27 protein-coding genes and 1 pseudogene are annotated in these 24,569 nt (G+C 70.7%); 19 read left to right on the forward strand and 9 right to left on the reverse strand.

Annotated features, from left to right (window positions below):
* Positions 1 to 18: 18 nt before the first annotated feature.
* A complete protein-coding gene (locus HNR67_RS23515) occupies positions 19 to 1,512 on the forward strand; it encodes an acyl-CoA synthetase (protein ID WP_185004361.1) in 1,494 nt (497 codons plus the stop codon).
* Between the two features lie 6 nt (positions 1,513 to 1,518).
* On the opposite strand, the gene HNR67_RS23520 is transcribed toward HNR67_RS23515, so the two are convergent.
* From HNR67_RS23520 to HNR67_RS23555, 8 genes are all read right to left on the reverse strand, one after another.
* Positions 1,519 to 2,622 (reverse strand): NAD(P)-dependent alcohol dehydrogenase, encoded by a 1,104-nt coding sequence (locus HNR67_RS23520; protein ID WP_185004362.1) that lies wholly within the window; start codon positions 2,620 to 2,622, stop codon positions 1,519 to 1,521.
* Positions 2,623 to 2,634: 12 nt separating this feature from the next.
* Positions 2,635 to 4,092 (reverse strand): benzaldehyde dehydrogenase, encoded by a 1,458-nt coding sequence (locus HNR67_RS23525; RefSeq protein WP_185004363.1) that lies wholly within the window; start codon positions 4,090 to 4,092, stop codon positions 2,635 to 2,637.
* Between the two features lie 102 nt (positions 4,093 to 4,194).
* Positions 4,195 to 4,665 (reverse strand): MarR family winged helix-turn-helix transcriptional regulator, encoded by a 471-nt coding sequence (locus HNR67_RS23530; RefSeq protein WP_185004364.1) that lies wholly within the window; start codon positions 4,663 to 4,665, stop codon positions 4,195 to 4,197.
* 51 nt (positions 4,666 to 4,716) lie between these two features.
* Positions 4,717 to 5,997, reverse strand: coding sequence for a ferredoxin reductase domain-containing protein (locus HNR67_RS23535; RefSeq protein WP_185004365.1), 1,281 nt, complete (start codon positions 5,995 to 5,997; stop codon positions 4,717 to 4,719).
* Positions 5,994 to 7,442, reverse strand: coding sequence for an amino acid adenylation domain-containing protein (locus HNR67_RS23540; protein ID WP_312987892.1), 1,449 nt, complete (start codon positions 7,440 to 7,442; stop codon positions 5,994 to 5,996). The genes HNR67_RS23535 and HNR67_RS23540 overlap by 4 nt, the downstream gene beginning before the upstream one ends.
* 140 nt (positions 7,443 to 7,582) lie before the next feature.
* Positions 7,583 to 8,677, reverse strand: a complete 1,095-nt coding sequence (locus HNR67_RS23545) for a sensor histidine kinase (protein WP_185004367.1) — start codon at positions 8,675 to 8,677, stop codon at positions 7,583 to 7,585.
* On the reverse strand, positions 8,674 to 9,339 hold the full coding sequence (locus HNR67_RS23550) for a response regulator (RefSeq protein WP_185004368.1): 666 nt from the start codon (positions 9,337 to 9,339) through the stop codon (positions 8,674 to 8,676). The genes HNR67_RS23545 and HNR67_RS23550 overlap by 4 nt, the downstream gene beginning before the upstream one ends.
* Before the next feature lie 179 nt (positions 9,340 to 9,518).
* Positions 9,519 to 10,304, reverse strand: coding sequence for a sporulation protein (locus HNR67_RS23555; RefSeq protein ID WP_185004369.1), 786 nt, complete (start codon positions 10,302 to 10,304; stop codon positions 9,519 to 9,521).
* 274 nt (positions 10,305 to 10,578) lie between these two features.
* Here HNR67_RS23555 and HNR67_RS23560 point away from each other — a divergent pair, with 274 nt between their 5' ends.
* From HNR67_RS23560 to HNR67_RS23645, 18 genes and pseudogenes are all read left to right on the forward strand, one after another.
* Positions 10,579 to 11,640 carry a zinc-binding dehydrogenase gene (locus tag HNR67_RS23560; RefSeq protein ID WP_185004370.1) on the forward strand — a complete coding sequence of 354 codons (1,062 nt, stop codon included), beginning with the start codon at positions 10,579 to 10,581 and terminating at the stop codon, positions 11,638 to 11,640.
* Positions 11,641 to 11,787: 147 nt separating this feature from the next.
* A complete protein-coding gene (locus tag HNR67_RS23565; protein WP_185004371.1) occupies positions 11,788 to 12,885 on the forward strand; it encodes a glycosyltransferase in 1,098 nt (365 codons plus the stop codon).
* A complete protein-coding gene (locus tag HNR67_RS23570; RefSeq protein ID WP_185004372.1) occupies positions 12,882 to 13,760 on the forward strand; it encodes a cyclase family protein in 879 nt (292 codons plus the stop codon). The genes HNR67_RS23565 and HNR67_RS23570 overlap by 4 nt, the downstream gene beginning before the upstream one ends.
* Positions 13,761 to 13,799: 39 nt before the next feature.
* The gene (locus HNR67_RS23575; RefSeq protein WP_185004373.1) at positions 13,800 to 14,159 is read left to right on the forward strand and encodes a beta/gamma crystallin domain-containing protein; all 360 of its coding nucleotides are present in this window, start codon (positions 13,800 to 13,802) and stop codon (positions 14,157 to 14,159) included.
* Positions 14,160 to 14,489: 330 nt separating this feature from the next.
* Positions 14,490 to 15,212, forward strand: a complete 723-nt coding sequence (locus HNR67_RS23580) for a DUF4142 domain-containing protein (protein ID WP_185004374.1) — start codon at positions 14,490 to 14,492, stop codon at positions 15,210 to 15,212.
* Positions 15,209 to 16,033, forward strand: a complete 825-nt coding sequence (locus HNR67_RS23585; protein WP_185004375.1) for a 4Fe-4S domain-containing protein — start codon at positions 15,209 to 15,211, stop codon at positions 16,031 to 16,033. The genes HNR67_RS23580 and HNR67_RS23585 overlap by 4 nt, the downstream gene beginning before the upstream one ends.
* Positions 16,026 to 17,291 (forward strand): NAD(P)/FAD-dependent oxidoreductase, encoded by a 1,266-nt coding sequence (locus tag HNR67_RS23590; RefSeq protein WP_185004376.1) that lies wholly within the window; start codon positions 16,026 to 16,028, stop codon positions 17,289 to 17,291. Before HNR67_RS23585 ends, HNR67_RS23590 begins: the two co-directional genes overlap by 8 nt.
* A 33-nt stretch (positions 17,292 to 17,324) precedes the next feature.
* A complete protein-coding gene (locus tag HNR67_RS23595) occupies positions 17,325 to 17,573 on the forward strand; it encodes a hypothetical protein (RefSeq protein ID WP_185004377.1) in 249 nt (82 codons plus the stop codon).
* Positions 17,573 to 18,235 (forward strand): DUF742 domain-containing protein, encoded by a 663-nt coding sequence (locus HNR67_RS23600; protein WP_185004378.1) that lies wholly within the window; start codon positions 17,573 to 17,575, stop codon positions 18,233 to 18,235. Before HNR67_RS23595 ends, HNR67_RS23600 begins: the two co-directional genes overlap by 1 nt.
* Positions 18,236 to 18,258: 23 nt before the next feature.
* Entirely contained in the window at positions 18,259 to 20,079 is a 1,821-nt protein-coding gene (locus HNR67_RS23605; RefSeq protein ID WP_185004379.1) for an ATP-binding protein, read from the forward strand.
* Positions 20,079 to 20,522 (forward strand): roadblock/LC7 domain-containing protein, encoded by a 444-nt coding sequence (locus tag HNR67_RS23610; protein WP_185004380.1) that lies wholly within the window; start codon positions 20,079 to 20,081, stop codon positions 20,520 to 20,522. The genes HNR67_RS23605 and HNR67_RS23610 overlap by 1 nt, the downstream gene beginning before the upstream one ends.
* Before the next feature lie 28 nt (positions 20,523 to 20,550).
* The gene (locus HNR67_RS23615) at positions 20,551 to 21,162 is read left to right on the forward strand and encodes a GTP-binding protein (protein ID WP_185004381.1); all 612 of its coding nucleotides are present in this window, start codon (positions 20,551 to 20,553) and stop codon (positions 21,160 to 21,162) included.
* A gap of 25 nt (positions 21,163 to 21,187) precedes the next feature.
* Entirely contained in the window at positions 21,188 to 21,568 is a 381-nt protein-coding gene (locus HNR67_RS23620) for a thioredoxin family protein (RefSeq protein ID WP_221490022.1), read from the forward strand.
* A pseudogene (locus tag HNR67_RS23625) lies at positions 21,568 to 22,023 on the forward strand (peroxiredoxin); the annotation flags it as partial. The gene HNR67_RS23620 and the pseudogene HNR67_RS23625, both read left to right, overlap by 1 nt.
* Before the next feature lie 210 nt (positions 22,024 to 22,233).
* Positions 22,234 to 22,710 carry a hypothetical protein gene (locus tag HNR67_RS23630; protein WP_185004384.1) on the forward strand — a complete coding sequence of 159 codons (477 nt, stop codon included), beginning with the start codon at positions 22,234 to 22,236 and terminating at the stop codon, positions 22,708 to 22,710.
* 8 nt (positions 22,711 to 22,718) lie between these two features.
* Positions 22,719 to 23,177 carry a response regulator transcription factor gene (locus HNR67_RS23635; protein ID WP_185004386.1) on the forward strand — a complete coding sequence of 153 codons (459 nt, stop codon included), beginning with the start codon at positions 22,719 to 22,721 and terminating at the stop codon, positions 23,175 to 23,177.
* A gap of 69 nt (positions 23,178 to 23,246) precedes the next feature.
* On the forward strand, positions 23,247 to 23,726 hold the full coding sequence (locus HNR67_RS23640; RefSeq protein WP_185004388.1) for a hypothetical protein: 480 nt from the start codon (positions 23,247 to 23,249) through the stop codon (positions 23,724 to 23,726).
* A gap of 13 nt (positions 23,727 to 23,739) precedes the next feature.
* Positions 23,740 to 24,150: a hypothetical protein gene (locus tag HNR67_RS23645; protein WP_221490023.1), complete on the forward strand. Its 411-nt coding sequence runs from the start codon at positions 23,740 to 23,742 to the stop codon at positions 24,148 to 24,150.
* Between the two features lie 67 nt (positions 24,151 to 24,217).
* Here the strand turns inward: HNR67_RS23645 and HNR67_RS23650 are convergent, their stop codons facing one another.
* A complete protein-coding gene (locus tag HNR67_RS23650) occupies positions 24,218 to 24,568 on the reverse strand; it encodes a hypothetical protein (RefSeq protein ID WP_185004391.1) in 351 nt (116 codons plus the stop codon).
* Position 24,569 lies beyond the last annotated feature (1 nt).

A 24,569-nucleotide genomic window follows, 5' to 3' on the forward strand; every position in this document is an offset into this window, starting at 1 on the left:
GGTCCTGAGGAGAAACCGTTGCGAAATCAGGGTTTGGGCTCCTGGCCCGCGCGTCGGGCCAGGATGACCCCGCGGGCGGTGGCCCTCCGGCACGAGGGCCGGGAGCTGAGCTACGCGGAGCTGTCCCGGCGGGCGACCGGACTGGCGCACGGCCTGTCCGCCGCGGGCGTGCGCTTCGGTGACCGGGTCGCCTACCTCGGCCCGAACCATCCGGCCTACCTGGAGCTGCTCTTCGCCTGCGGGCTGCTCGGCGCGGTGTTCGTGCCGCTCAACTTCCGGCTCAAGGCCCCGGAGATCGACCACGCGCTGACCGACTCCGGCGCCGCGGTGCTCGTGCACACCCCGGCGCACGCCGACACGGTCGCCGCCCTGGCCGAACACCCCGGCCTGCGGCGGATCGCGGTGGCCGAGCAGTACGAGGAACTGGTGCGGGCCAAGGCCGGGGAGCCACTGGACGTCCCGGTCAGCCTCGACGACATCTGCCTGATCATGTACACCTCGGGCAGCACCGGCCGGCCCAAGGGCGCCATGCTCACGCACGGGAATCTGACCTGGAACAGCGTCAACGTGCTGGTGGAGTCCGATCTCGCCGGTGCCGAGCGGGCGCTGATCGCCGCCCCGCTGTTCCACACCGCCGCGCTGGGCATGATCTGCCTGCCCACACTGCTCAAGGGCGGCACGGTGGTGCTGCATTCCGCCTTCGACCCCGGCGCGGCCCTGGACGCGATCGAGCGGGAGCGGATCACGCTGATGTTCGGCGTACCCACCATGTTCGCCGCGATGGCGGCGCACCCGCGCTGGCCCGAGGTGGACCTGTCCAGCCTGCGCACCCTGTTGTGCGGTGGGGCCCCGGTGCCCACCGCGATCATCCAGCGCTACCTGGACCGTGGGATCGGCTTCGCGCAGGGCTATGGGATGACCGAGACCGCACCCGGCGTGCTGCTGCTCGACCCGGCGCTGGCCCAGGACAAGATCGGCTCCGCCGGGGTGCCCTCGTTCTTCACCGACGTGCGCGTCGTCGATCCCAGCGGCCACCCGGTGCCGCCGGGCATCCGCGGCGAGGTGATTGTCAGCGGTCCCAACGTGATGCCCGGCTACTGGCGTCGCCCCGAGGAGACCGCGACCGCGTTGCGCGGAGGCTGGTTCCACTCCGGCGACGTGGCCACGGTGGACGAGGACGGTTACGTCTACATCGTCGACCGGCTCAAGGACATGATCATCTCGGGTGGGGAGAACATCTACCCGGCCGAGGTGGAGGACGTGATCCACGCCTTCCCCGGGGTGCAGGCCTGCGCGGTGATCGGGGTCCCTGACGAGAAGTGGGGCGAGGTCGGCCGGGCGATCGTGTTGCCGGAGAACGGTGTCGAGGTGCGGGAGGCGGAGTTGCTGGCCTTCCTGCGGACCAGGCTGGCCGGGTACAAGGTGCCCAAGTCGGTGCGGCTGGTGAGTGCGCTGCCGACCTCGGGCTCCGGCAAGATCCTCAAGCCCGAGGTGCGGAAGCTGTACTCCTGAACGGGATCAGAACAGCAGCACCGGTTTGATGGACGCTCCGGAGTGGACTGACTCGGCCGCGGCGTTGATGTCGGCGAAGTCGAATCCGGTGATCAGCTCCTCCAGCGGCAGCCTGCCCGCCTGGTACTGCGCGACCAGGAACGGGATCAGCGTCTCCGGCTCCGAATCCCCTTCGGTCACCCCGAGAATCCGCTTGCCCGCGATCAGGTCGTTCACGTCGATGGCCACCTCGGCGCCGAAGGGCGGCGCGCCGACCACCGCGCAGCCACCGCGGGCGGCCAGCGCGTCCACCGCGGTGCGCAGCACGCCGGTGTTGCCGGTGGACTCCACCGCGTTGTCCACCCCGCGTCCGCCGGTGATCTCCCGCAGCATCGCGGGCACGTCCTGTTCCGCGGCGTTGATCGTGTGCGTGGCGCCCAGTTCGGCCGCGAGCCGCAACCGTTGCGGGAGCAGGTCGACGGCGATGATCTGGCCCGCGTTCGCCCAGGTGCCCGCGATGATCGCGGCCAGTCCGACGGCCCCGGAACCGAAGACGGCCAGGGACTGCCCGTAGGCCGGGCGCAGCGTGTTGAGCACCGCGCCGACCCCGGTCTGGATGCCGCAGCCCAGCGGGGCGAGCACCTCCAGGGGCAGGTCCGGGGCCACCTTGACCAGGCTGCGTTCGTCCACCAGTGCGCGGGTGGCGAAGCTGGACTGGCCGAAGAAGCGGCCGCCGATGCCGTGTCCGGCGCGGCTCAGGGTGTGACTGCCGTCCGCGCGGCGGCCGCCGATCAGGTTGGCGGGCAACCAGGTCGCGCAGTAGGCCGGGTGGCCGTCGCGGCAGGCGGCACAGCGGCCGCAGGAGGTGAAGGTGAGCAGCACGTGATCACCGGGCACCACCCTGGTGACCGCCGAGCCGACCTGCTCGACCACCCCGGCGCCCTCGTGTCCGAGCACCCCGGGCAACGGGAAGGGCAGGCCGCCGGAGCGCACGCTGAGATCGGTGTGGCAGAGCCCGGCGGCGACCATCCGCACCAGGACCTCGTCCGGGCGCGGCGCGTCGAGTTCGACCTCGCTGATGGTGAACGCGCCGCCCGCTTCCTCGACCACAGCGGCCTGTGCCTGCGACATCGGGAACTCCTGTCAGAACGGGTATTTCGGCGCGGTGGCGCGCACGGTCAGCCACTGGGTGTCGGTGAACGCCTCCAGGTTGGCGCGGGCGCCGCCGACCCGGGAGGTCCCGGAGGCGCGGACCCCGCCGAAGGGGGCGTTCGGATCGTCGTTGAAGGTCTGGTCGTTCACGTGCACCAGGCCGGCGGGCACCCGGTCGGCGATGGCCATCGCGGTGGCCAGGTCGTTGCCCAGCACACCGAGTGCCAGCCCGTACTCGCTGTCGGCGGCCAGCAGCACCGCTTCGTCCACTGTGGAGAATGGACGCACGCAGGCCACCGGACCGAAGACCTCCTCGCGGTAGGCCGGGGTGGTGGCGGTGCAGTCGGCCAGCACGGTGGGGCGGAAGAACAACCCGTCGTGCGTGCCGCCCGCGACCAGCCGGGCGCCGTCGGCGATGCTGCGATCGACCAGGTCCCTGACCCGGTTCAGCTGCTTCTGGTCGATGATCGGGCCGAGTGCGACGTCCGCCCGGAAGGCGTCGCCGACGGTGAGCGCGTCGGCCTTCTTGGCCAGCAGGGCGACGTAGTCCGGGTAGATCGACTCGTGCACCAGGTGCCTGCCGATGGCCATGCATGCCTGTCCGGAGTGGACGAAGTTGCCGAACGCGCCGCAGGAGGCGGCCGCCTCGACATCGACGTCGCCGAGTACGACCAGGGCGCTGTTGCCGCCGAGTTCGAGGTGTGTGCGGGTCAGCGTTTTCGCCGCCTGCGCGCCGATCGCGCGCCCGGCCGCGGTGGAACCGGTGAACGAGACCACCCGCACCTGGGGCGCGTCGATCAGCGCGCTGCCCACCTCGGGGCCGCCGGGCAGCATCTGCAGCAGCCCCTCCGGCAGTCCGGCCTCCTCGAAGATCCGGGCGATGAGCACGCCGCCGCAGACCGCGGTGCGCGGATCCGGCTTGAGCAGCACCGCGTTGCCCAGCGCCAGGGCCGGGGCGAGTGAGCGCATGGACAGGATGAGCGGGAAGTTGAACGGCGAGATCACCGAGACCACGCCGACCGGAATCCGGCGCTCCACACTGATCCGGGGCATCGAGGAGTGCAGCAGTTCACCGTAGGGGGCGGTGGCCAGCGCGGCGGCCTCCCGGCACTCGCCGATCGCGGCCGTCACCTCCAGGCCGCTCTTGAACCGGGTCGAACCCGATTCGCGCACCAGCCACTCGGTGATCTCCTCGGTGTGCTCCTCGAACAGCGCGGCGGCCCGGGAGAGCACCGCGGCCCGCTGGTCCGCCGGGGTCGCCGCCCACGCGCTCTGCACCACGGCGGCCCGTTGCGCGGCCACCATCGCGTCGTCGGCGGTGGCCTGACCGACCTCGGCCAGTGCGGCGCCGGTGGCCGGTTCGACCGCCAGGTGGTCGATCCCCGAACCCTTCAGCCAGGTGCCGGTGAAGATCCGGCCGGCCCAGGTTCCATCCCCGAGCAGCGTCATGTCGGCTCCTCTCGTCAGGTCACCCAAGATGTCAGGTTCCCTGATATTCAGTCAAGCATGGCGAAGGATCAGGTCACGGTTGGGAGGTGCCGGGCGCGCTGCTCAGTCGCGCCCGGCGTCGGTGTTCTCGCGCTCCCTGGCCAGTGGCGCCAGTGAGCCGATGCCGAGTTCGAGGGCCTCGCGGAACACCGCGCGCTGGCCTGGACTGAACTGTTCGAGCATGGCCCGCTCCAGTTCCAGCACGGCGGGCCTGCACTCGGCGAGCAGTTCCCGGCCCTGTTCGGTCAGCGTGGCCAGCAGCACGCGCTTGTTGCCCAGTTGCGCCTCCCGGCGGATCAGGCCGCGCTTTTCCAAGGTCAGCACCATCTCGTGCATGGTCTGCGGGCGCAGGAACGAGCGCCGGGCCAGCTGTGCCGAGGAGGTCGCGCCACGCGCCTCCAGTACGGTGAGCGCGGTGTACTGCAATGTGGTCAGTCCGCGCGGCCGCAGCGCGTCGTCCAGCAGCGAGCGGCTCACCAGCTCCAGCCGCTTGATCAGGTACAGGGTCAACGGCGTGCCGTCGGTGGTGGCCATCCGCACATCCTCTCACCGCGCGCCAGGGTTTCAGCCTTCCTGATGATGCCATCAGGAGTCCCAGATCGCGCCGTAGGCGGGGATGCCCCGGCTTTCCAGGCCGTGCACCACCTGCCAGGTGAGCTTCTTGTTGGAGATGCAGATGACCGCCTCGGCGTCGAAATCCCGGTAGGCGGCATAGGCCAGGCGCACCATGTCGGGCTTGCCGTGCTCGCCGGTGTCCCAGATCTGGGCGTCGGGCTGCACCGCGAGGATCTCCTCCACCAGGCCGTCGCCGTAGGTCAGCCGCGGGTCGCGGGTGGCCCACACCAGCCGGGCAGGCACCTCCTGGGCGAGCAGGTGCGGCAGGCAGGGGCCGATGCCGCTGCCGGTGGCCACGTAGACGACCCGGCGGAACAGGGTCTCGATGTTGGCCACACCCGCGGTGCTGATGCCCTTGACCCACACATGCGAGGGCAGGTCGTCGATGAACCGGCCGGTCCAGTCGCCCGCACGGGAGATGGTCAGCCGGAAGCCGTGTTCGCCGGGGGCGGGGATGTTGGCGAAGGAGTGCCACTCCCGCAGCGGGGACCGGCTGATCGCGGTGGAGGAACCGGCGAAAGGCTTGCGGCCGTGGGTGAACCGGGCGATGGCCACGTGCGGTGAGGGCCGCTCGATGGTCACCGGCACCCGGCGCAACCGGGTCCACGGCGCGAGCACGGCCGCGGTGAGCGCGAGCAGCACCCAGAACCGCGGTGTGTCCACCAGCGACAGTCCACTGTGGATGGATTGGGTGCTGGTCAGCGCCCACAGCAGGATCAGCGCGGTCCAGCCGCCGAAGCGGTGCATCAGCTCGAAGTGGTTGTGCCACTTCGCCCGCAGCCGCGGCAGCGCCAGCGCCACCATGGCGAGGAACAGGGCCACCAGCGCGTAGGCCAGGACCAGCACGGCGGCCGGTGCGCCCTCAACAGTGCTCAGGACGGTGAAACCGAGGAACCACAACGTGCCCGACACCGCGCCGCCGACGTGCAGGCCGCCGAAGTGGTAGACCTTGCCCAGCAGCCAGCGCACCCGCAGCGGCCAGGTCACCGGCGCCGCGGTGGCCAGCCGGAACAGCAGGTTGATCAGGCGCTGGCGGCGGATCAGGATGGCCAGCGCGAAGTCGGCCAGGGCGGCGTTGGCGGCGAAGTCGGCGGAGATCCCGCCGGGCAGCGCGAAACCCAGTAGCACCAGGTTGATCAGGATGACCGCGGCGGCGAGCCGGTTGTGGTGCATCAGCCGCGGGGTTTTCCACACCCGCCGCAGCGGGGGCAGGGGTTCCGGCAGCGCGATGTCGTTGACCAGCACCGTCATGCCACCGCCCCCGTGCCGCGCGCGATCCGCAGCAGCCTGGCCTTGTCGATCTTGCCCCGGTCGGTGGCGGGCAACGCGGCCAGCGGGTGCACCGCGGCCGGGACGCAGTAGTACGGCAGCTCCTCGGCGATGGCGCGCAGCGCGGCGGCCGGGTCGACGGTGGCGGGCTGGACGAAGGCCACCAGCGTGCGGTCGTCCAGTTTGAGGGTGGCCGCCCTGGTGCAGCCGGGCAGGTTCTCCAGCACCGCGGACACCGAGTCCAGCTCCACCCGGAAGCCGCGGATCTTCACCTGGTCGTCGGTGCGGCCGAGGTGTTCCAGCTCGCCGTCCGGCGTCCACCGGACCAGATCCCTGGTGCGGAACATCATCCGGCCCTCGCCGAGGAACGGATCGGCCGCGTAGCGCTCGGCGTTGAGGCCGGGATTGGCCAGGTAGCCCGCTGACACGCAGTCCCCGCCGGCCCACATCTCGCCGACCGCGCCGATCGGACAGGGGCGGTGAGACTCGTCCAGGACGTAGACGGTGTTGTTCGGGGTGGGGGTGCCGATGGTCAGCCGCTCGGCGTCGGGGTGGTGGCGCCGCATGGTGTTGACGATGGTGACCTCGGTGGGGCCGCAGCCGTTGTAGAAGGCGCAGATCCGGGCCCAGCGGTCGGCCAGCGGGCGCGGGCAGGGCTCGCCCGCGACCGCGACCGTGCGCACCTGGGGGCACCGGGCTGGGTCGAGCGTGGCCAGGATGGTGGGGGTGGCGATCAGCACGTGCACCCGGTGCGCGATCTCCCGGATGTCCTCGCCGCGGATGAGCAGGGTGCCGCCGTGCACGAGACAGCCCAGGATCTCCCAGGCGGCCAGGTCGAAGGCGATGTTGAGGATCTGCCCGACCACCGTGCCGGGCCGGATGCCGAGGTCGCCGGGCTCGGTGCGCAGCAGGTTGGCCACGTTGGCGTGGGTGACCACGACGCCGTTGGGGGTGCCGGTGGTGCCCGAGGTGAACAGCACGTAGCAGCCGTTGTCCGGGGTGAGGTCCACCTGTGGCGTGGTGAACTCGGTCTGTTCGGCCAGCACCGCGTCGATGTCGATCGCGGTGTGTCCACTCGGGACGGTCACCGGCTCGTCGGACTGGGTGAGCACCACCCTGGCCCTGGTGGTGGCGAGGATGTGCCGCAGGGTGGCGGGCCGGAGGATCCGGGCGTCCTGCGGGACGTAGGCCGCGCCCGCCTTGAGGGTGGCCAGGATGCCGACCACCATCGGGATGCCGCGGTGCACGACCAGCGCCACGTGCTCACCCGGCCGCACCCCCTGCTCGATCAGGCGGGCGGCCAGCCGGTCGGCCTGGTGGTCGAGTTCGGCGTAGGTCAGCCGCTGCCCGCGGTGCTCGACCGCGATCGCGGCGGGGGTGGCGGCGGCCTGCCGGGAGATCACCTCGTGCAGTGGTTCACGTGGCACGGCACTACTGGGTCCCCAGCCGAATTGGCGGAATAATTGGCGGTCCGCGGCACTGAGTCCGAGGTTTTTTGCGCAGACGTGTACCATGGCTACTTCGTTCTGTTTCGGGCATTCGGAATTGGCCGAATGCTGCCGTATCGTCAGTTCAGCGGAAGTCGCAGCCGGAGCTGGTATCCGCCGTCGGCGGTGGGACCGGCGTGGAACCGCCCGTCCAGCAGTGCGGCCCGTTCGCGCAGGCCGATGAGCCCGTGGCGGGCGCTGGGCAGGGCGAGCGCCGGCCGGGTGGGCGCGGTGTTGGTGACGGTGACGGTCAGGTCGCTGTCATCGCGCCGGAATTCGACGGTGGCCTTCGCGCCGGGGGCGTGTTTACGCACATTGGTCAATGCCTCCTGAATGGTTCGGTAAATGGCCCGCTGCATAGGAGCCTCAATACCGGCGGGAGCGGCGCCGAGGAGTTCGGTCTCGATTCCGCTGTTGTCGATCAGCCGGTGCAGATCGGTCAGCGTGGGCTGGGGGGAGAGTTCGGATTCCGGGGTGCCGGAGGCACGCAGCAGGTTCACCATGTGCCGGAGTTCGTCCAGGGTGTTCACCGACAGCGTGCGGATGTGCTCCACCGCCTCGCGCACCGCGGGGTCGGCGGTGCTCACCGTGACCACCCCGGCCTGCACCGCGATCAGGCTCACCTGGTGCGAGACCACGTCGTGCATCTCGCGGGCCAGCTGGTTGCGTTCCTTGGTCAGGATGACCTGGGCGTCGACCTGCCGCTCGTACTCCCTGGCCTCCCTGACCTCCTCCAGCCGCAACGCCAGTTCGCGCCGGGTCTGCAGGAACCGCCCGAGCAGGATCGGCCCGCCCGCGGTCATCGCCGAGTCGATGATCTCGAGCACCAGGTCCGAGGCGGTGAAATCCTCGCCCGGTTCGGGAATCGGGAAGAACAGGCAGACCGTCAGGGCCAGCCCGCAGCCGATGAGCAGCCACCAGTTCCGGTACCGGGCGGAGACCGAGTAGAGCGCCACCACCGCCGCGACGTACACGTCGACGACCGCCACCGCGGGCAGCGTGGCCAGGTAGACCAGGAACGGCCAGCGGTTCCGCAGCAGCAGTGCCAGCACGGCGATCACGCTGAGCACGGTGGCGGTCGTGGTGTGCTCGGTGATCGAGCTGAGCGTCGCCTCCGCCGCGGCGACCACCAGCACCGCGATGTCGATGAGCCACCCGCGCAGCCGCTCCTTCATGACCGCGGTTCCTCGGCGGTGAGCAGGCCCGCGCGCTCGGCCACCAGCGCGGCCTGCACCCGGCTGCCCACCCGCAGCTTGGTCAGGATCGCGCTCACGTGGTCCTTGACCGTGCTGGCGCTGACGTGGATCCGGGCGCCGATCTCGGTATTGGACAACCCTTCGGCGATCAGCACCAGCACCGCGTGCTCCCGTTCGGTGAGCTGCTCGGTCAGCACCGTGGCCGCGGCCTCGGCGTCACTGCCCGCGCCCAGATAGCCCTCGACCACCGTGCGGGTGACCTTGGAGGAGAGCACCACGCCGCCCGCGGCGACGGTGCGCACCATCTGGGCGAGCTGATCGGGTGCGGTGTCCTTGAGGATGAAGCCCGCCGCGCCCGAACGCAGCGCGGTGGCGATGTACTCGTCGGAGTCGAAGGTGGTCAGCATGGCCACCACCGGCGGTGGTTTGAGCGCCTGGAGCCGGCGGAGCACGGTGAGTCCGTCCACATCGGCCATCCGGATGTCCAGCAGCACCACGTCGGGCCGGTGCGTGCTCACCTCGCGCACGGCCTGTGCGCCGGTCGAGGTCGCGACCACCTGGATGTCCCCGGCCGCCTGGAGGATGAGGCGGAAGCCCGATCGCACCAGTTCCTCGTCATCCACGACGACCACCCGAATCATGCCCACGCTCCTTTGTGGTCCTGTGCCGGTCCAGTGTGGCCAGCACCGGCCGTGGCGACCACCAGGCTCGCCGGGGGCGGGTGGCGGGGACCGCTCCGGGCGGCGGGGCCCCCACCACCCTGGGACACGGCAGGCGAGCTTTGGGGAGGCGGGCGCCTGCCGCGCCGGTCGGTGGGTTCTCAGGCGTGGTCGTGGTTCACCCGATCGCGCTCGGCGGTCAGCGCCAGCCACCCGGAGATCACCGCGGTCCAGTCACAGGCCTGCGCGTCCGCGTGCGACATCCGGAAGTGGCCGAAGGCGCTGCCCTCATCCGGGAACGGGCCGCCGCGCCGGTCGGCGGCCAGCAGCACGCACAGCTCGTGCTCGCCTGCCACGAAGACCAGTTCGACCTCGTCGACCCGGTCCGCGAACGGGGCGGGCGAGGCGAAGGCGAATGACTGGTGGAAACCCATTTCCTGGGGCAGATCGGGCACCCGGCCGGTTGCCACGCCGACCTCGCGGAAGGAGAACCCGAGCTGGGTGAACGCCTCCAGCACCGTGTTCTGCACGGGCATCGGGTTGACCTGCACCCAGTCGAGGCCGTCCCGTTCCGCGCCGCCGGCGACCACCAGTTCGGTGCGCAGTCCCACGGCCGTGCGCGGCAGCGGCGCGCCGCCGACCGCGGTGATCGGCGTTTCCCACGGCACCGGCAGCTGGAACGGGAGGATGAGCAGCTGACCAGCTGACAGCTGGATGTCCCGGTGCAGCACCAGCCGGAAGAACTCCGCGGTGCTGCCGGGCCCGTGCTCGCCCTCCACCTCGGCGACCAGCGACAGCGTGATCCGGCTGACCTCGGCCGCCGAGGCGCCTGCCTGGAGGTAGACCTGTCCGGTCATCGGCCTGCCCGGCACGGCGTGCGGTGAGTCGAGCCAGGTCTCGACCGAGGGGTCACTGATCCCAAATGCGCTCTGCGTCCGGTGGAACATGAACAGTCTCCTTCAGGACATGTGACACGGCCACCGCCAGGGCGAGTCAGGCCTCACCGCCTGTGCCACGTGGACCAGCCTCGCTGGGCCAACCGGCGTCACACATCCCTCATGCGTCCGGAACAACCCCCCGACCGGCTGGTTGGCACCCCCGCCGGGTGGCTGGAACTCCGGCCGGTGCTTCGGCGGGCCCCGTTCCGGCGGGCGGTCGGTGTCTACGCTGAATGTGGACGGACCCCATGTTCCCGTCCAAGTCCTTTGTGGAGAGTCCTGCATGACTGATCGAATGCGTGGCCTCGCCCTGCTCGGTCAGGGCGAGGTCGGTCTGGTCGAACGGGACATCCCGGCCGCCGGGCCCGGCGAGGCCGTCGTCCGGACCACGGCCTCGCTCATCTGCACCTCCGACGTGCACGCCGTGCGCGGTGCGGTGCCGATCCCCGACGGGCGGCTGCTGGGGCATGAGAGCGTGGGGGTGGTGCACGCGATCGGCGAGGGCGTCAGCTCGGTCGCGGTCGGGGAGCGGGTGGCGGTCAACGCCATCACCCCGGACGGCACCTGCGACTACTGCCAGCGCGGATTCACCTCGCAGTGCGGCGGCCCGCTGGGCGCATACCGTTACACCGCGCGGAAGGACGGGAACCTCGCGGAGTACTTCCACGTCAACGACGCGGACTACAACCTCGCGCCGATCCCGGACGGCCTCGCCGACGAGGTCGCCGTCTACGCCTGCGACATGCTCTCCACCGGCCTGGTCGGCGCGGAGAACGCCGACATCCCGATCGGTGGCACCGTCGCGGTGTTCGCCCAGGGCGCGGTGGGCCTCTCGGCCACCCTGGGCGCACGGCTGCTGGGCGCCGGGCTGATCATCGCGGTGGAGGGGATTCCGGAACGGGCCGCGCTGGCCAAGCGGTTCGGGGCCGACCTGGTGCTGGACCCGGCGGCCACCGATCCGGCCGCGGAGATCCGCGCGCTGACCGGCGGTGGGGTCGACTCCGCGATCGAAGCCCTTGGCGCGCAGGCGACCTGGGAGGGCTGCATCCGGGCCACCAGGGCAGGCGGCACGATCTCCAACATCGGCTACCACGGTGCGGACGGGCCCACACTGTCGATCCCACTGGACGCCTTCGGTCTTGGCATGGCGGGCAAGAAGATCACCACCGACCTGTGCCCCGGCGGCCGCGAGCGGATGACCCGGCTGATGCGGTTGCTGGCCAACGGAAGGGTGGATCCCACCCCGATGACCACCCACCGTTTTCCCTTGGCTGAGGCGGAAACAGCATTCGACATCATGGCGAACAAGAAGGACAACATCATCAAGCCACTGATCACCTACTGAGAAGTCATCCCGGATGTCCACAAAGGACCGTGGCTGAATGCTGCCAGGAAGTCGTTGGGGGACAAGGTGAATGATGGCGGGAACTGGTCACGTGATGTCGTCGATGAGCAACCTTTTCACCCGGATGGCTTGCGTATGTTGACAAGTATGAGAGTTCTGTTCTCCAGCCTGCCCGCGTTCGGGCACCTCGTCCCCATGCTTCCCTTCGCGGTCGCCGCGCGTGCCGCGGGCGCGGAGGTGGCGGTGGCCACTGCGGCCTCGAAGGCGCATGTCGTGGGAGACCTGCCGTTCATCCCGGTCGGCGCGGACTGGCCGGAACTGGCCGCTGAGCACGAGCGGCGGGGCTGGTCGCTGGACATGACCGACATCAGCGATCCCGCGGGCGTGATCGCCCTGTGCGCCGAGACCAGGGTCGACCTGTGTTTCGAGGAGGTGCTGGCGGTAGCCAAGGAGTTCCAGCCGGACCTGATCATCTCCGACGTCGCCGACCTGATCGCGCCGCTGGTGGCCACGGTCCTCGACGTGCCCTGGGCGTTCTTCAACATCACCACGACGATGCCGCCGGAGATGCACGAGAGGTTCGCGGAACGGTTCGCCTTCCAGGCCGAGGCGCGGGGCCTGACGCCGTCGCCCCCGCTGGCGTTGCTGGACGCGGTGCCGTCACTGCTGCACCTGGAAGGTCACGTGCTCGCGGAGAACCGGATCCCCATGCGCCCCAGGGCCCATCGGCCGCCGGGCGCCGAACCCGCCGTGCTGGAGCGCGGTGACCGGCGGCGGGTGCTGCTCACCCTCGGCACCGTGGTCGACCCCGAGGCGCACCTGGCCAGGCTGCTGGCCGCGGTGTCCACAGTGGACGCCGAGATCCTGGTCACCGCCGAGGAAGTGCCGGACGCCCCGGCGAACGTCCGGTTCGTCGGGTTCACCTCGCTGGCCGACCTGCTTCCCTCGGTCGACGCGGTGGTCACGGTCGGCGGCGCCGGCACGGTCTCGGCCACGCTGAGCCACGGCCTGCCGATGGTCATCCAGCCCGTGCTCGCCGACCAGCCCTTCGTGGCCAAGGGCGCGGCCGGCACGGGCGCGGCGATCGTGCTCGGTCCGGAGGAGACGGACCGGATCGCCCAGGCCGTCGGCACCGTGCTCACCGACCCGGCCTACCGGGACGCCGCCCGTGAGGCCGCGGTCCGGATCGCCGAACTGCCCACCCCGCAGGTCGCGTGGGCGGAACTGCTGCGGCGCCTGCCATGACCGCGGTGACCGACCCCGAACTGCCGGACAACTGGGGCCGGTGGGGACCCGAGGACGAACTGGGCACGCTCAACCTGATCACCGACCAGGTGCGGGTGCGCGCGGCGGCGGAGGTGCGGATCGGCCGGTGGGCCTCGCTGGCGCTGCCGATCACGCCCAACCCGATGATCAGCAGCCCGTTCGCGCCCACCACCGTGGACGTCTCGCCGGTGCAGCAGATGATGCAGCACACCGGGATCGGGGTGGCCGCGGACCTGATGCTGGTCACCAACCACCACGCGAACTCCACCCACCTCGACGCGCTGGCGCACTGGTCGACCGACGACCAGGTGTACCCGGGCCGTCCGCGCGCCCAGGCCGTCACCCCCGCCGGCGTCACGCACGGCTCCACCACGGCCTTCGCCGCCGGGATCGTCACCAGGGGAGTCCTGCTCGACCTGGCGCACGAGGGACCGCTGGCCTCCGGGCACGCGGTGACCGGACAGGACTTCGAGCGGGCCGAGGCGCGGCAGGGCGTCGAGGTGGGCTCGGGCGACGCGCTGGTGGTCCGGCTGGGCTGGCCGACCACCCCGGTCCCCGGCACACCGACCCCCGGCATCAGCCTCGACGCGGTGCGCTGGATGCACCGCAGGGGAGTCGCCCTGTTCGCCGGTGACCGGGGCGACGCCTACCCGCCGTTCGACCCGGTCGGCCCGTCCCCGCTGCACGGGGTCGGCCTGGGCCTGATGGCGATGCCACTGATCGACGCGGCCGGACTCGACGACCTCGCGGCGCTGTGCGCCGAACTCGGCAGGCACACCTTCCTGCTCAGCGTCGCGCCGCCGCGCGTGCACGGCCTGACCGGAGTCCCGGTCAACCCCATCGCGGTGTTCTGACCGCACCACCATTCCCGGAAAGAGGCAGTGATGAGAAGAATGAGCACGCGTGTGCTGACCGTGCTGGCCATGTCGGCGGTGAGCCTCGGCACGGTCAGTGTCGCACCGGCGTTCGCGATCAACGAGATCGGCGCCCTGGAGTGCAACAACCCGGTCTGGGTGGACAAGTACTTCATCATCGGCATCCGGAACAACGACGGCGGTTTCAAGCGCTGCTTCGCCAATGCGGGTGAGCGCTCACTCGACCAGCCCGGCGTGACGAACTTCAGTTCCGGAAACAACAAGGGCTGGTTCGAGTACGAACCGGGCGACGGCAGCCGCTACCGCCACTCGTTCGGGAAGAACCAGTCCAAGTACCAGCGGTACGGCGCGGTGGTCAAGATCCACATCGATCGCTGACCGCGGGGCAGGTCGTTCCGGGCGGACCGCGCGCTGCCCGGAACGACCCATGCCCATCGGTCGAACGCCCAGGTCGCCGGGTCGCGCTCCGGCGGGTCAGTGCATCTGGGGCACTCTGGTTGCCCACTTGTACCCGGGGCCGCGAGCAACACTTCCACCCCGGCCCGCAAGAGCGCCTAATGCACTCCCAACATCGATTCGTCGGGTGGAGTGACGGGCGGCGACAGTATGCGGAAACCGGTTGAGCCGAATTCGACGGCTGGTCTTGATTCCGCTCGCGGTCGTCCCGGTGGAATTGGCCGGGTACTCGCGGCGGTCGCCCTGTGCGCCATGTTGGGCTCCTGCGGCATCAGCGCCACCTCCGAATGGAACGATTCGGTGCCGGGGGAGCGGTTTCGCGAACGCACCACCATGGACGCGCCGTTCGGGCCGCTCTATCCGGCCGACATCAGGATGCTCATCGCGGTGGCGCAGGCCGGGTTCTGGGAGATGCCGGCCAGTGAGCTGATGGCCAGGGAGAGCGCCAATCCCAGAGTGCGGGCCGTTGGCGCGCAGCTGGCCAGGGAGCACCACCGGCTCAACCAGTACAACGAGGCCGCGGCCGCCCGGCTGAACGTGCTGCTGCCCACGAGCGCCACCCCGCAGCAGAACGCCTGGCGCGAGCAGATCCAGGCCGCCACCGGGGCGGAGCGGGACCGCCGGTACGTCGGGCTGACCAGGGCCGCGCACGGCTCGGTCTACCTGCAGGTCGCCGGTGTCCGGGTGACCACGCAGAACGACGTCGTGCGCACCATGGCCCAGCTCGCCGGGGAGTACGTCGCCCGGCACATGACCCTGCTGGAGAGCACCGGACTGGCGGACACCGACTCGCTCGCGGTGCACTCCGGCACCGATTCCCCGTACCAGCCGGTGCCCTCGCTGGTGTCGGTGCTGGCCGGTGCGGCGCTGGCGCTCGTGCTCGGCTTCGCCACCCTGCTGCTGGTCCAGCTGGGCTCCCGGCGGCGGGCCGGGGAAGTGGCAGGCGAACCCGCGGTCGGGGGTGCGATCGGATGACCGGGGACCTGTTGCTGGCCGCGGGATTCACCTCCTACGACACCGGGGTGCGTGCGGTCGCCGCGCTGTCCGGGCGGCTGGCCTACCTGTGCATGTGCCTGACCCTGTGCTGGGGCGTGCTGGTCGCCACCGGCTGGATCCGGCGGGTCACCGGGCATCAGGCACTGCGTACCGGGCACGTCCTGCTGGCCGCCTGCACCCTGGCCACCGCGACCGTGCACGGCCTGTCGATGCTGCTGCTCGACGAGCAGATCGTGGTCGGCACCCAGGTGGTGATCCCGTTCCTCAACGGCTATGTCCGGCACGCGCTGGGCATCCTCGCCTTCGACCTGATGGCGATGATCATGCTGACCACCTGGATCCACCGGATCGTCCGCTACCGCACCTGGCTGCGCTTCCACCAGATCGGCTATCTGGTGATCGCCCTCGGGGTGGTGCATTCCTGGTGGGGCGCATGGGCGAACGCCAACTTCAACCTGCTGTGGCTGGGCGGGATCACCGTGCTGGCCCCCGCGCTCGCGCTGACCGCGGTGCGGTTCCTGCCCACCAGGGTGCTGGTCCGGATCGGGCTGCTGGCCGCGGACAGCCCGGCGCGGAAGCAGGTGGACAAGGCGGCGCCGCTGAGCATCAGCGTGGACAACCAGCGTTGCCACCGCTACGGCTTCTGCCAGTCCGAGGCCCCCGAGGTGTTCCGGCTGCGTGAGGACGGACGCCTCGCCTACCGGCAGAACCCCGAGGTGGAGCACAACCGGGACGTGCTCTCCGCGGCGCGGGCCTGTCCGACGCGTGCGATCGAACTGGAGGCGGGCAAACGTGACTGAGCTGCCACGAATCGTCATCGCCGGGGCAGGCCTGGCCGGGATGTGCGCCGCGGAACGGTTGCGGGAACTGGGTTTCGACGGCGAGATCGTCATCCTCGGCGCGGAACCGGGCCTGCCGACCTACCGGCCAGCCCTGACCAAACAGTTCCTCAGCGGTGAGTTCCACGAGCGGGACCTGGTGATCGCGCCCGCGCACCAGCTCGACGTGGTGTGGCGGTTCAACACCCCGGTGTACCGGCTGGATCCGTCCCGGCGACTGGTGTTCCTGCCCGGTGGCGAGGTGCTCGACTACGACGGGCTGGTCATCGCCAGCGGGGTCGAGGCCCGCAGGCTGCCCACCGGGATCCACGGCCACCCCAGGGTCACCGTGCTGCGCACCATCGCCGACGCCGCCAGGGTGCGCACGGCGCTGACGAACGTGCGCGAGCAGGTGGCGGTGATCGGCAGTGGCTTCATCGGCTGCGAGCTGGCCGCCGGCCTGCGCGCGATGGGCCACCAGGTCACCATCGTCGGCCGGTCACCCCGGCTGATGGGCGACCTGCTCGACGACGAGCTGGGCACCCGGCTGACCGAGCTGCACCGGCGCAAGGGCGTGCGGCTCCAGCTCGGCACCGAGGTGGCGGGCTGGGCGGCGCGACCGGCAGCGGTCCAGCTGCGGTTGTCCAACGGGCGCGTGCTGTCCGCCGACCACGTGGTGGTGGCGGTCGGCTCGGTCCCCGCGGTCTCCTGGCTGCGGGACTCGGGGGCGGACCTGGCCGACGGTGTGGGGTGCGAGCCGAGCTGCCACGTGGCCGGGCTGGCCGACGTGGTGGCCGCCGGGGACGTCGCGAGCTGGCCCAACCTGCGCTTCGGCGGGCAGGCCGGCCGGGTCGAGCACTGGACCAACGCGATGGAGATGGGCCGGGCCGCGGCGGAGAGCCTGCTCAGCGGACGGGAAGGGGCGCTGCCTTACACGCCGGTGCCGCGGTTCTGGTCCGAGCAGTTCGGCCTGCAGATCCAGGCGGCCGGGATGCCGGCGCTGGGCCCGGTGCGCCGGGCGATGGACCCGGAAACCCCCGGCGGCCACACGGTTTCCGGGTTCTTCCTGGCCGACCGGCTCACCGGCGTCGTCGGCTTCGACAACACCCCCGCGGTGCTGCGGCACACCGCCGAACTGCGCAGGCGGGTGGCCACCGGCGGGCACCGGATCCCACCGCCCGCCAGGGATCGGGTGCCCGTCGGCCTGGACCCGCCGCTGTCCAGGGCGGTGCGGGCGTGATGCGGATCCTGACGGACCGGAAAGGACCACGGAATGCGACCGAACGTGCTCGCGATCTTCTCGCTCGTCGCACTGGCCGCGGCTGCCGCGATCGCGGTCCAGCAGTCCCCGAACCTCACCTCGCGGACGGCCGGGATCTCCGTGCTCGTCACCGAGGACCCGCACTACCAGTCCGCCACCGTGCCGCTGCCCTACCGGGAGCGGGCCCGGATCGCGCGGGCGCCCGCACCCGAGGAGCTGCTCGTGCCCGCGGCCGCGCACCCGCACCAGGGGGAGCGGTGATGCGTGGCGGCCGGGCGGTCGCGCCGCCGGGGGAACGGCCGGACGGGATGGAGCCGGTCCGCTTCGGCGGCTGGTCGGACTACGGGGAGTGGGCCGACCACGACTTCCGCGACCGGTCACCGTCGGAGGAAGCGGGGCCGGGCGGCGGCAGGCCGGTCGTGGTCGAGGCGCTGACCGAGGTGACCCCGATCAGGGTGCCGGCCGAGACCGACGCGGAGTCGGGCACCCGGCGGTCCTGCCGGATCGCCCCGGCGGCCGAGCACGAGGACGGGATCCGGTTCGAGGCAGGCGATCTGACCCTCGACCTGGATCGCACGGCCCAGCTCATCCGGCCCTACGTCCGCTCCGGCGGCCGCTCGGAGTCCAGCCACGAGCTGGAGTTCGAGACCATGATCGCCGCCGCCCGGCCCTACGCCACCCTGCCACTGCGGGAGATGAGCGCGGACGAGCGGCTGGTGTGCCGCACCTGCGCGCTGCCGCAGTCGGTGGCCGAGATCGCGGTGGCCATCGAGGCGCCGCTCGGCCTGGCCCGCACGATCATCAGCGACGGCATCGACAAGGGATACCTGCTGGTGCACAGCATCTCGGGCCCGACAACCGGCGGCCTGCCCTCGCTGGAGCTGCTGCGGCGCCTCTACGCCGGACTCGCCCGGCTGATCTGAACCCCACGGCTGACGGAGGCACGATGAACAGAGACCAGGCGCGAGGACAGGGCAGGCTGCTGCTGCTCGCCTTCGTCCTGCTGTGCGCCCTGCAGTTCGCCACCGTGGCCGCCGCCGCGTCCGGGACTCCCTGGTCGCGCTGGATCGCGCCGGCCGTCGGTGTGGGCTCCCTGCTGCTGGGCGCGCTGATAGCCGTTGGCGCGCGGCGGTTGTGGCACTCGATGGACACCCTGCGCGCCGAGGTGGACGAACTGTCCGCGCGCCGGCTCTCCGAGATCGTGGGCGAGGTCGTGGACGGGCGGGATCCCGAACGCGTCGGCCTGGAGCTGCCCAACCCCACCGACGGCAAGCTGGCCATGCTCATCGACGACGTCCGGCAGGTCTGCACGCACGCGGTGCAGCTGGCCACCAAACACGACGAGATCCGCTCCGGCTACTCCGAGGTCTTCGTCACCATGTTCCGGCGCACCCAGTCCCTGCTGCTCCGCCAGCTGCAGATCATCGAACAGCTGGAGGCTGGCGACCGCAGCTCGACCGACCTGAACCGGCTGTTCCAGCTCGACCACCTGGTCACCAGGATGCGGCGCAACAACGAGAACATCCTGCTGCTCTCCGGCACCGAACTGGTCCGCAAGACCAAGGAGCCGGTCCCGGTCGGCGACCTGCTGCGCGCGGCGATCTCGGAGATCGGCTCCTACCAACGGGTCCGGATGCTCGACACCCCGGCGGTGCGGGTGTCCAACACCGCGGCCGGTGACCTGATCCGGATCGTGGCCGAGCTGCTGGACAACGCCACCTCCTTCTCCGCACCCGACCAGCAGGTCACCGTCAAGGCCGAACTGGGCCGCCACCACGGCCTCTCGATCGGGGTGTTCGACAACGGGATCGGCATGTCCGATGAGGACCTGGACCGGGTGAACCGGCAGCTGCGGCGGCTGGGCTCGGAGGAGATCGCGCGCACCCGCCGGGTCGGGCTGCTCGTGGTCGGCAGGCTGGCTGGCAAGTACGGGATCCGGGTGGAACTCTTCGGCGGCAACACCGTCACCGGGGTCTCGGCGCTGATCACCGTGCCGAGTTCGGCGTTGCTGGAGGAGGACGAGGTGCGGGCCGCGCTGCCCGGCGATCCGCGCCGGGGCCTGACCCAGGGCGCGGGCGGCGTGCCGGCGGAACGGCCGGACGCCGCGGTGCTGGTGACCACCACGCTGCGGCGGGCCGAGTCCGAGGCGAGAACGCCGGTGCGGGCCAGTTCCCGGCGGCAGTCCTCCTGGTACAGCAGGTCCAGGACGCCGGTGCGGGCGGGCCAGGCGTGGCGGGATTCCGCCGAGGTGGTCGCCAAGGTGCACGCGGGAGTCTCCGGTGAGCTGCCGATCCGGGTGCCCCAGCGGGCCGCGCCGGAGTCACGGCCCATGCCCGGCACCGTCCGGCCCACCTCCCGCTGGTTCCAGGCCAGGGAGGCGGTGGCCCTGCGCCAGCAGGCGGTGCCGTTGCGCCCGCCGGGCGGAGAGTCCGGACCGGACAACTGGAGGTCCACAGTGGACAGTGAGTGGGAGTCGGCGGGGATCGTGCGGGGCGAGGACGGCCACACCTACACCGAGGACGGCCTGCCGTTGCGGCGGCAGGGGGCGCAGCTGATCCCCGGCGGCCCGGCCGCCGGGTCCACTTCGGACGCCCCGGGTCCGGCAGCCGCCATCACCCGCGACGCGCAGACCACCCGCAGTCGCCTGTCCAGCTACCAGCAGGGCGTGCGCAAGGCCAAGGAACAGGAGAACCGGTCGCGGCCCGCGCCGGACTCCGGCGGCTGGACGGTGCTGGAGAACAACTATCCGGAAAGTGGTGACAAGTGATGACCGAGAAGGACGAGAAGCGGGGAAACTTCGCCTGGCTCATCAACGATTTCGTGGACCGGGTGCCCGGGGTGGCGCACGGGGTCGCGGTCTCCTCCGACGGCCTGCTCATCGCGGCCTCCAGCTCGCTGCCGGAGGCCCGCGCCGACCAGCTCGCCGCGGTCGCCTGCGGCCTGGTGAGCCTGACCGAGGGCGCGGCGCGCTGCTTCCAGGCAGGCAACGTCAACGAGACCATCGTGGAGATGGACGCGGGCACCATGCTGCTGATGGCCATCAGCGACGGTTCCTGTCTGTCCATTCTGGCCGATCCCGGTTACGACATCGGCCAGATCGCCTATGAGATGACGCTGCTGGTCGAACGGTTCGGCCACATGCTGACCCCCGGCACCCGGGTGAACGAGGAGGGCCCGTCCGCGGTCACGGCTGGCGCCCAGTCGAACTGACCGCGCAATCGGAAAGGGACGTACTCAGATGAACAACACTGGAATCGGACGCCCGAGGATGTCTTCGCGGGGCCCGGTGATCTCCTCGAAGATCGTGGTGGCAGGCGGCTTCGGGGTCGGCAAGACAACGTTCGTCGGCGCGGTCTCCGATATCCAGCCGCTCACCACCGAAGCGGTGATGACCGTGGCCAGCGACAAGGTGGACGACCTGAGCCGGATCCCGGACAAGGGATCGACCACGGTGGCGATGGACTTCGGCCGGGTCGCGGTGGAGGACGACCTGATGCTCTACCTGTTCGGCACACCGGGCCAGGAACGCTTCTGGTTCATGTGGGACAACCTGGTGCGCGGCGCGATCGGCGCGGTCGTGCTCGCCGACACCCGCCGCCTCGCCGACTCGTTCACCTCGATCGACTTCTTCGAGAACCGCAACATCCCCTATGTCATCGGGGTGAACACCTTCGACGGCATCCTGCACCACCCCCTCGAACACGTGCGGCGGGCGATGGCGATCGACCCGTCGATCCCGGTGTTCCGCTGCGACGCGCGGATGCGCGGCGAGGTCAAGAGCACGTTGCTGGGGCTGATCAAGTACGTCATGGAGCGGGTGGAGAAGCTGACCGAGCCCTCGATGGCGTGAGGTCGTAGCAGGAAGGTTGACGTTTGTGGGCAACGGAAATCGCGAGGTGATCTCGCTCGATGTGGACAATTTCAGCCCGACGGTGGAGTCCGGCGGGGTGGTGGTCATCGACATCTCCGCGGAGTGGTGCGGGCCGTGCCAGGCCTTCACCGCGGTCTTCCACGAGGCCGCGGCCAGTACCGAGGGCGTGGTGTTCGGTCACGTCGACACCGACACCCAGCCCGAACTGGGCGCGGCGTTCAACGTGACCGCGATCCCCACGGTGGCGGTGATGCGCGGCGGGGTGCTGATCTTCCTGCACGAGGGCTCGCTGAGCGCCCAGGCACTCAACGACGTGATCCGGCAGGCGAAGGAACTCGATCCCGACCAGGTCTGCGCCTCGGTGGCGGGAAAGGCGGCGCAGTGATGCGACTCGAAGTCGGCAACCCGGCCCCGGACTTCACCCTGGAGAACAGTCATCGCGAACCGGTGACGCTGTCCTCCTTCGCCGGCCACAAGAACGTGCTGCTGGTGTACTACCCGCGTGCGTTCACCCCGATCTGCCGGGGTGAGCTGTGCCAGCTCCGCGACGAACTGGACATCTACCAGAAGTACGACGTGCAGATCATCGGCGTCTCGGTGGACACCCCGTTCAGCCTCAAGGCGTGGGCCAGCCAGCAGGGCTACCCGTTCCCGCTGCTGTCGGACTTCTGGCCGCACGGTGAGGTGGCCACCACCTACGGCACCTTCGACGACCGCAACGGGGTGGCCCGGCGCGGCACCTTCCTCATCGACACCGAGGGCATCATCCGCTTCGCCGAGGTGCAGCAACAGGATGCCGCCCGCGACCAGGACGCCTGGAAGTCCGCGGTGACCTCGATGCTGGGCGCCAGGGACCTCTCCAAGGTCTCCATCCCGGTGGCCCCGGGGAACTGGATCACCTTGCCCGGCGCCGAGCCGAGCGAGGCGAATTGAGTCGTTGGGGCAGAAACGATCGTGTGGATGGACAGTTCCGCCCTGGCACCGGCCGGTACGCGGCGCGGCGGTGCTTGTCTGGGAAAGGACCTGGCTGACTGAGGTGTGAGGTGCCCGATGTACCTGAAATACGTGTTTGGTCGCCCCGCGACCGGATCCGCGGGCAGGCGCCGGACGATCGCGCGGCCACCGGTGGCCGCCGATCCTGGCGTGCACCCCGTGCTGGGCATCCCGGCCGCAGCGCCGGGTGCGGACGGCGGACTGGCCTGGCGATCCGCCGTCACCGCCCCGGCCTGGCCGGAACGGGACTGCTACGGCCGGGGTGGCACGATCGGCGCGTCGCCGGGGGAACTCGCGCTGGCCGCCGGTGCGGAGTTCTTCCGCCTGCGCTGCGCCGACATCGAGGTCGACAACCTGTACCTGGCTAAGGGCCAGACCTGGCCGAACCGGATCGGACTGTCCATTGTGGTCACACCGGCCGGGCCGGGCGCCGCCCGGTTCGAGTTGTACCGCGGTGAGCCGGCCGAGGGCGCGCTGCTCGCCTCGGCCGCGCTCCGGGTCGCTGTCCGCCCGATGCGCATGCCGGAGTGGTGAACCCGCCGATGCGCTTCGGTGGCGGCGGACGGGTGCGGGCCGTGCTGATCAGCGGTGCCCCGGCCATGTGTGAACAACTGCGGCTGCAACTGCGGTTCGGCGATCGGGTGGAGGTCGTCGACACGGTGAGCGCCTGCGCGGACGGGGTGCCCGCGACCCGCCTGTACCGGCCTGCCGTGGTGGTGCTGAGCCTGGGCAACCGCCGCGGCGGGTGTTGCCGCCACCTGGTGCGCCCGTTGTCCATGCTGGCGCCGGTGCTGGTGATCATCGACCGGCCGGATGTCCCGCTGGTGCCCAAGCTGCTGGCCGCGGGCGCGCGCAGTTTCCTGGTCCGCGGTGAGTACACAGTGGACGAACTGGTGAACGCGACCACGGCCACGGCCAGGAACATCGTGCACCTGAGTCCGGCCGCGGCCACCGTGCTGGTGGACCTGCTGTACGCCCGGCCGGTGAACGTGCCCTTCTGACACCGCGATGTCAGATCGAGGTCAGGTTCGTGGACGGCCGGTCGCCGGGTCGCCGAGAATCCGGCGCTGATGAACTCCACATTCGCTGCCTGCCCGGTGCCTGCGGCCACCGGCGTGTTCCGTGTCGTGGCCACGCACCAGCTCGCCACCGGTGAACCCGGGGACTCCGCCGGGCTCTGCTACGTGCGGCTGCCGAAACTGGTCCGCGAGGTGGTGGCCAGGGCCGGGATCGGCACCGACGACATCGACTGGGTGGTCCCGCCGGACGCCGGCGCCGCGGCCTGGCGAATTGTCGGCAAGCTGCTGGGCATCCCGATGGATCGGTTGTGGCAGAACAGCACCGGCGTGCTGCGCCCTGGGCAGCGGGTGCTGCTGGTCATGGCCGGTCACGAGCTGCCTTGGCGGGCCACGATCCTCGAGGTCGCCGAACTGTTGCCCGTCTGTGCCCCCGCCGGTGTGTGCCTGTCCACTGGTCCAGACAAGTGCTTGCCCCGGGGATTACCCGCTGTTTGCATCTGCGTGACCGATGAACCCGAAGGCAGTATCTGAAGGGAGAATCAGCTTGCGTGGCAAGAAGACTGTGCTGGCACTGACGGGTGTGTTCCTGGCGGCATCGGGTGCCCTCCTCGCCCCGGCGGCGGGGGCGGCGGCAACGGAAACCGCGGCGGACCGCTACACCAGGGTGATGTACAACCAGCATGGCGGCAAGTACAACGTCATCACGTTCCAGTGGAGCCCGAACCACACGGTGCGGCTCCGGCGTCCGCAGCAGTGCACGCGGAACGGCAGTTTCATGACCATCGCCTTCGTGCACGGGACCTTCAGAAGGTCCGGCGACGGCGGCTACAAGAACTGGGCTTTCCGGGGTAGTTTCACCAGGGGAAGCGGTTCCGAGGAGAAGTTCGTGACCTTCCGGACCAGGAAGAACTCCAGCACCGAGATCCAGAACTGCCCGGACGCCTGGCGCGGGTGAACGTTGCGCGCGAAACCCGGCCGCGGCGTGACACACGCCGCGGCCGGGTTCGGTTCAGCGGGTTCGGTCAGCGGTGCTTGACGTACAGCTTCACCAGGAAGCCGCCCCGGCAGTTGGTCTGGTTCGGGCCCTGGTGGACGTCCCGGCTCTGCCCCTTGATCCGGTAACCGGCCGCCTTCGGCCCGGTGTGCACGCACTTGACCGTCAGCGGCCCCCGGCTGGCGTCCACCGGGAAGGGGCCGTAGCAGCGCCGCTGGCCCGAACTCATGGTGACGCCCACCTGGTTGGCCTTGCAGAAGAAGGCGGCGGCGGTGGCGTCGGTCGCGGATTCCTGCGCCAGGGCGGCGCCCGCGGGGAGACCCAGGGTGAGCGCGGCGGCCACCGCCGCCACGCCCAGCGCCTTCTTGATCTTCGACATC

The sequence above is a fragment of the Crossiella cryophila genome, from assembly GCF_014204915.1.
Lineage (GTDB): Bacteria > Actinomycetota > Actinomycetes > Mycobacteriales > Pseudonocardiaceae > Crossiella > Crossiella cryophila.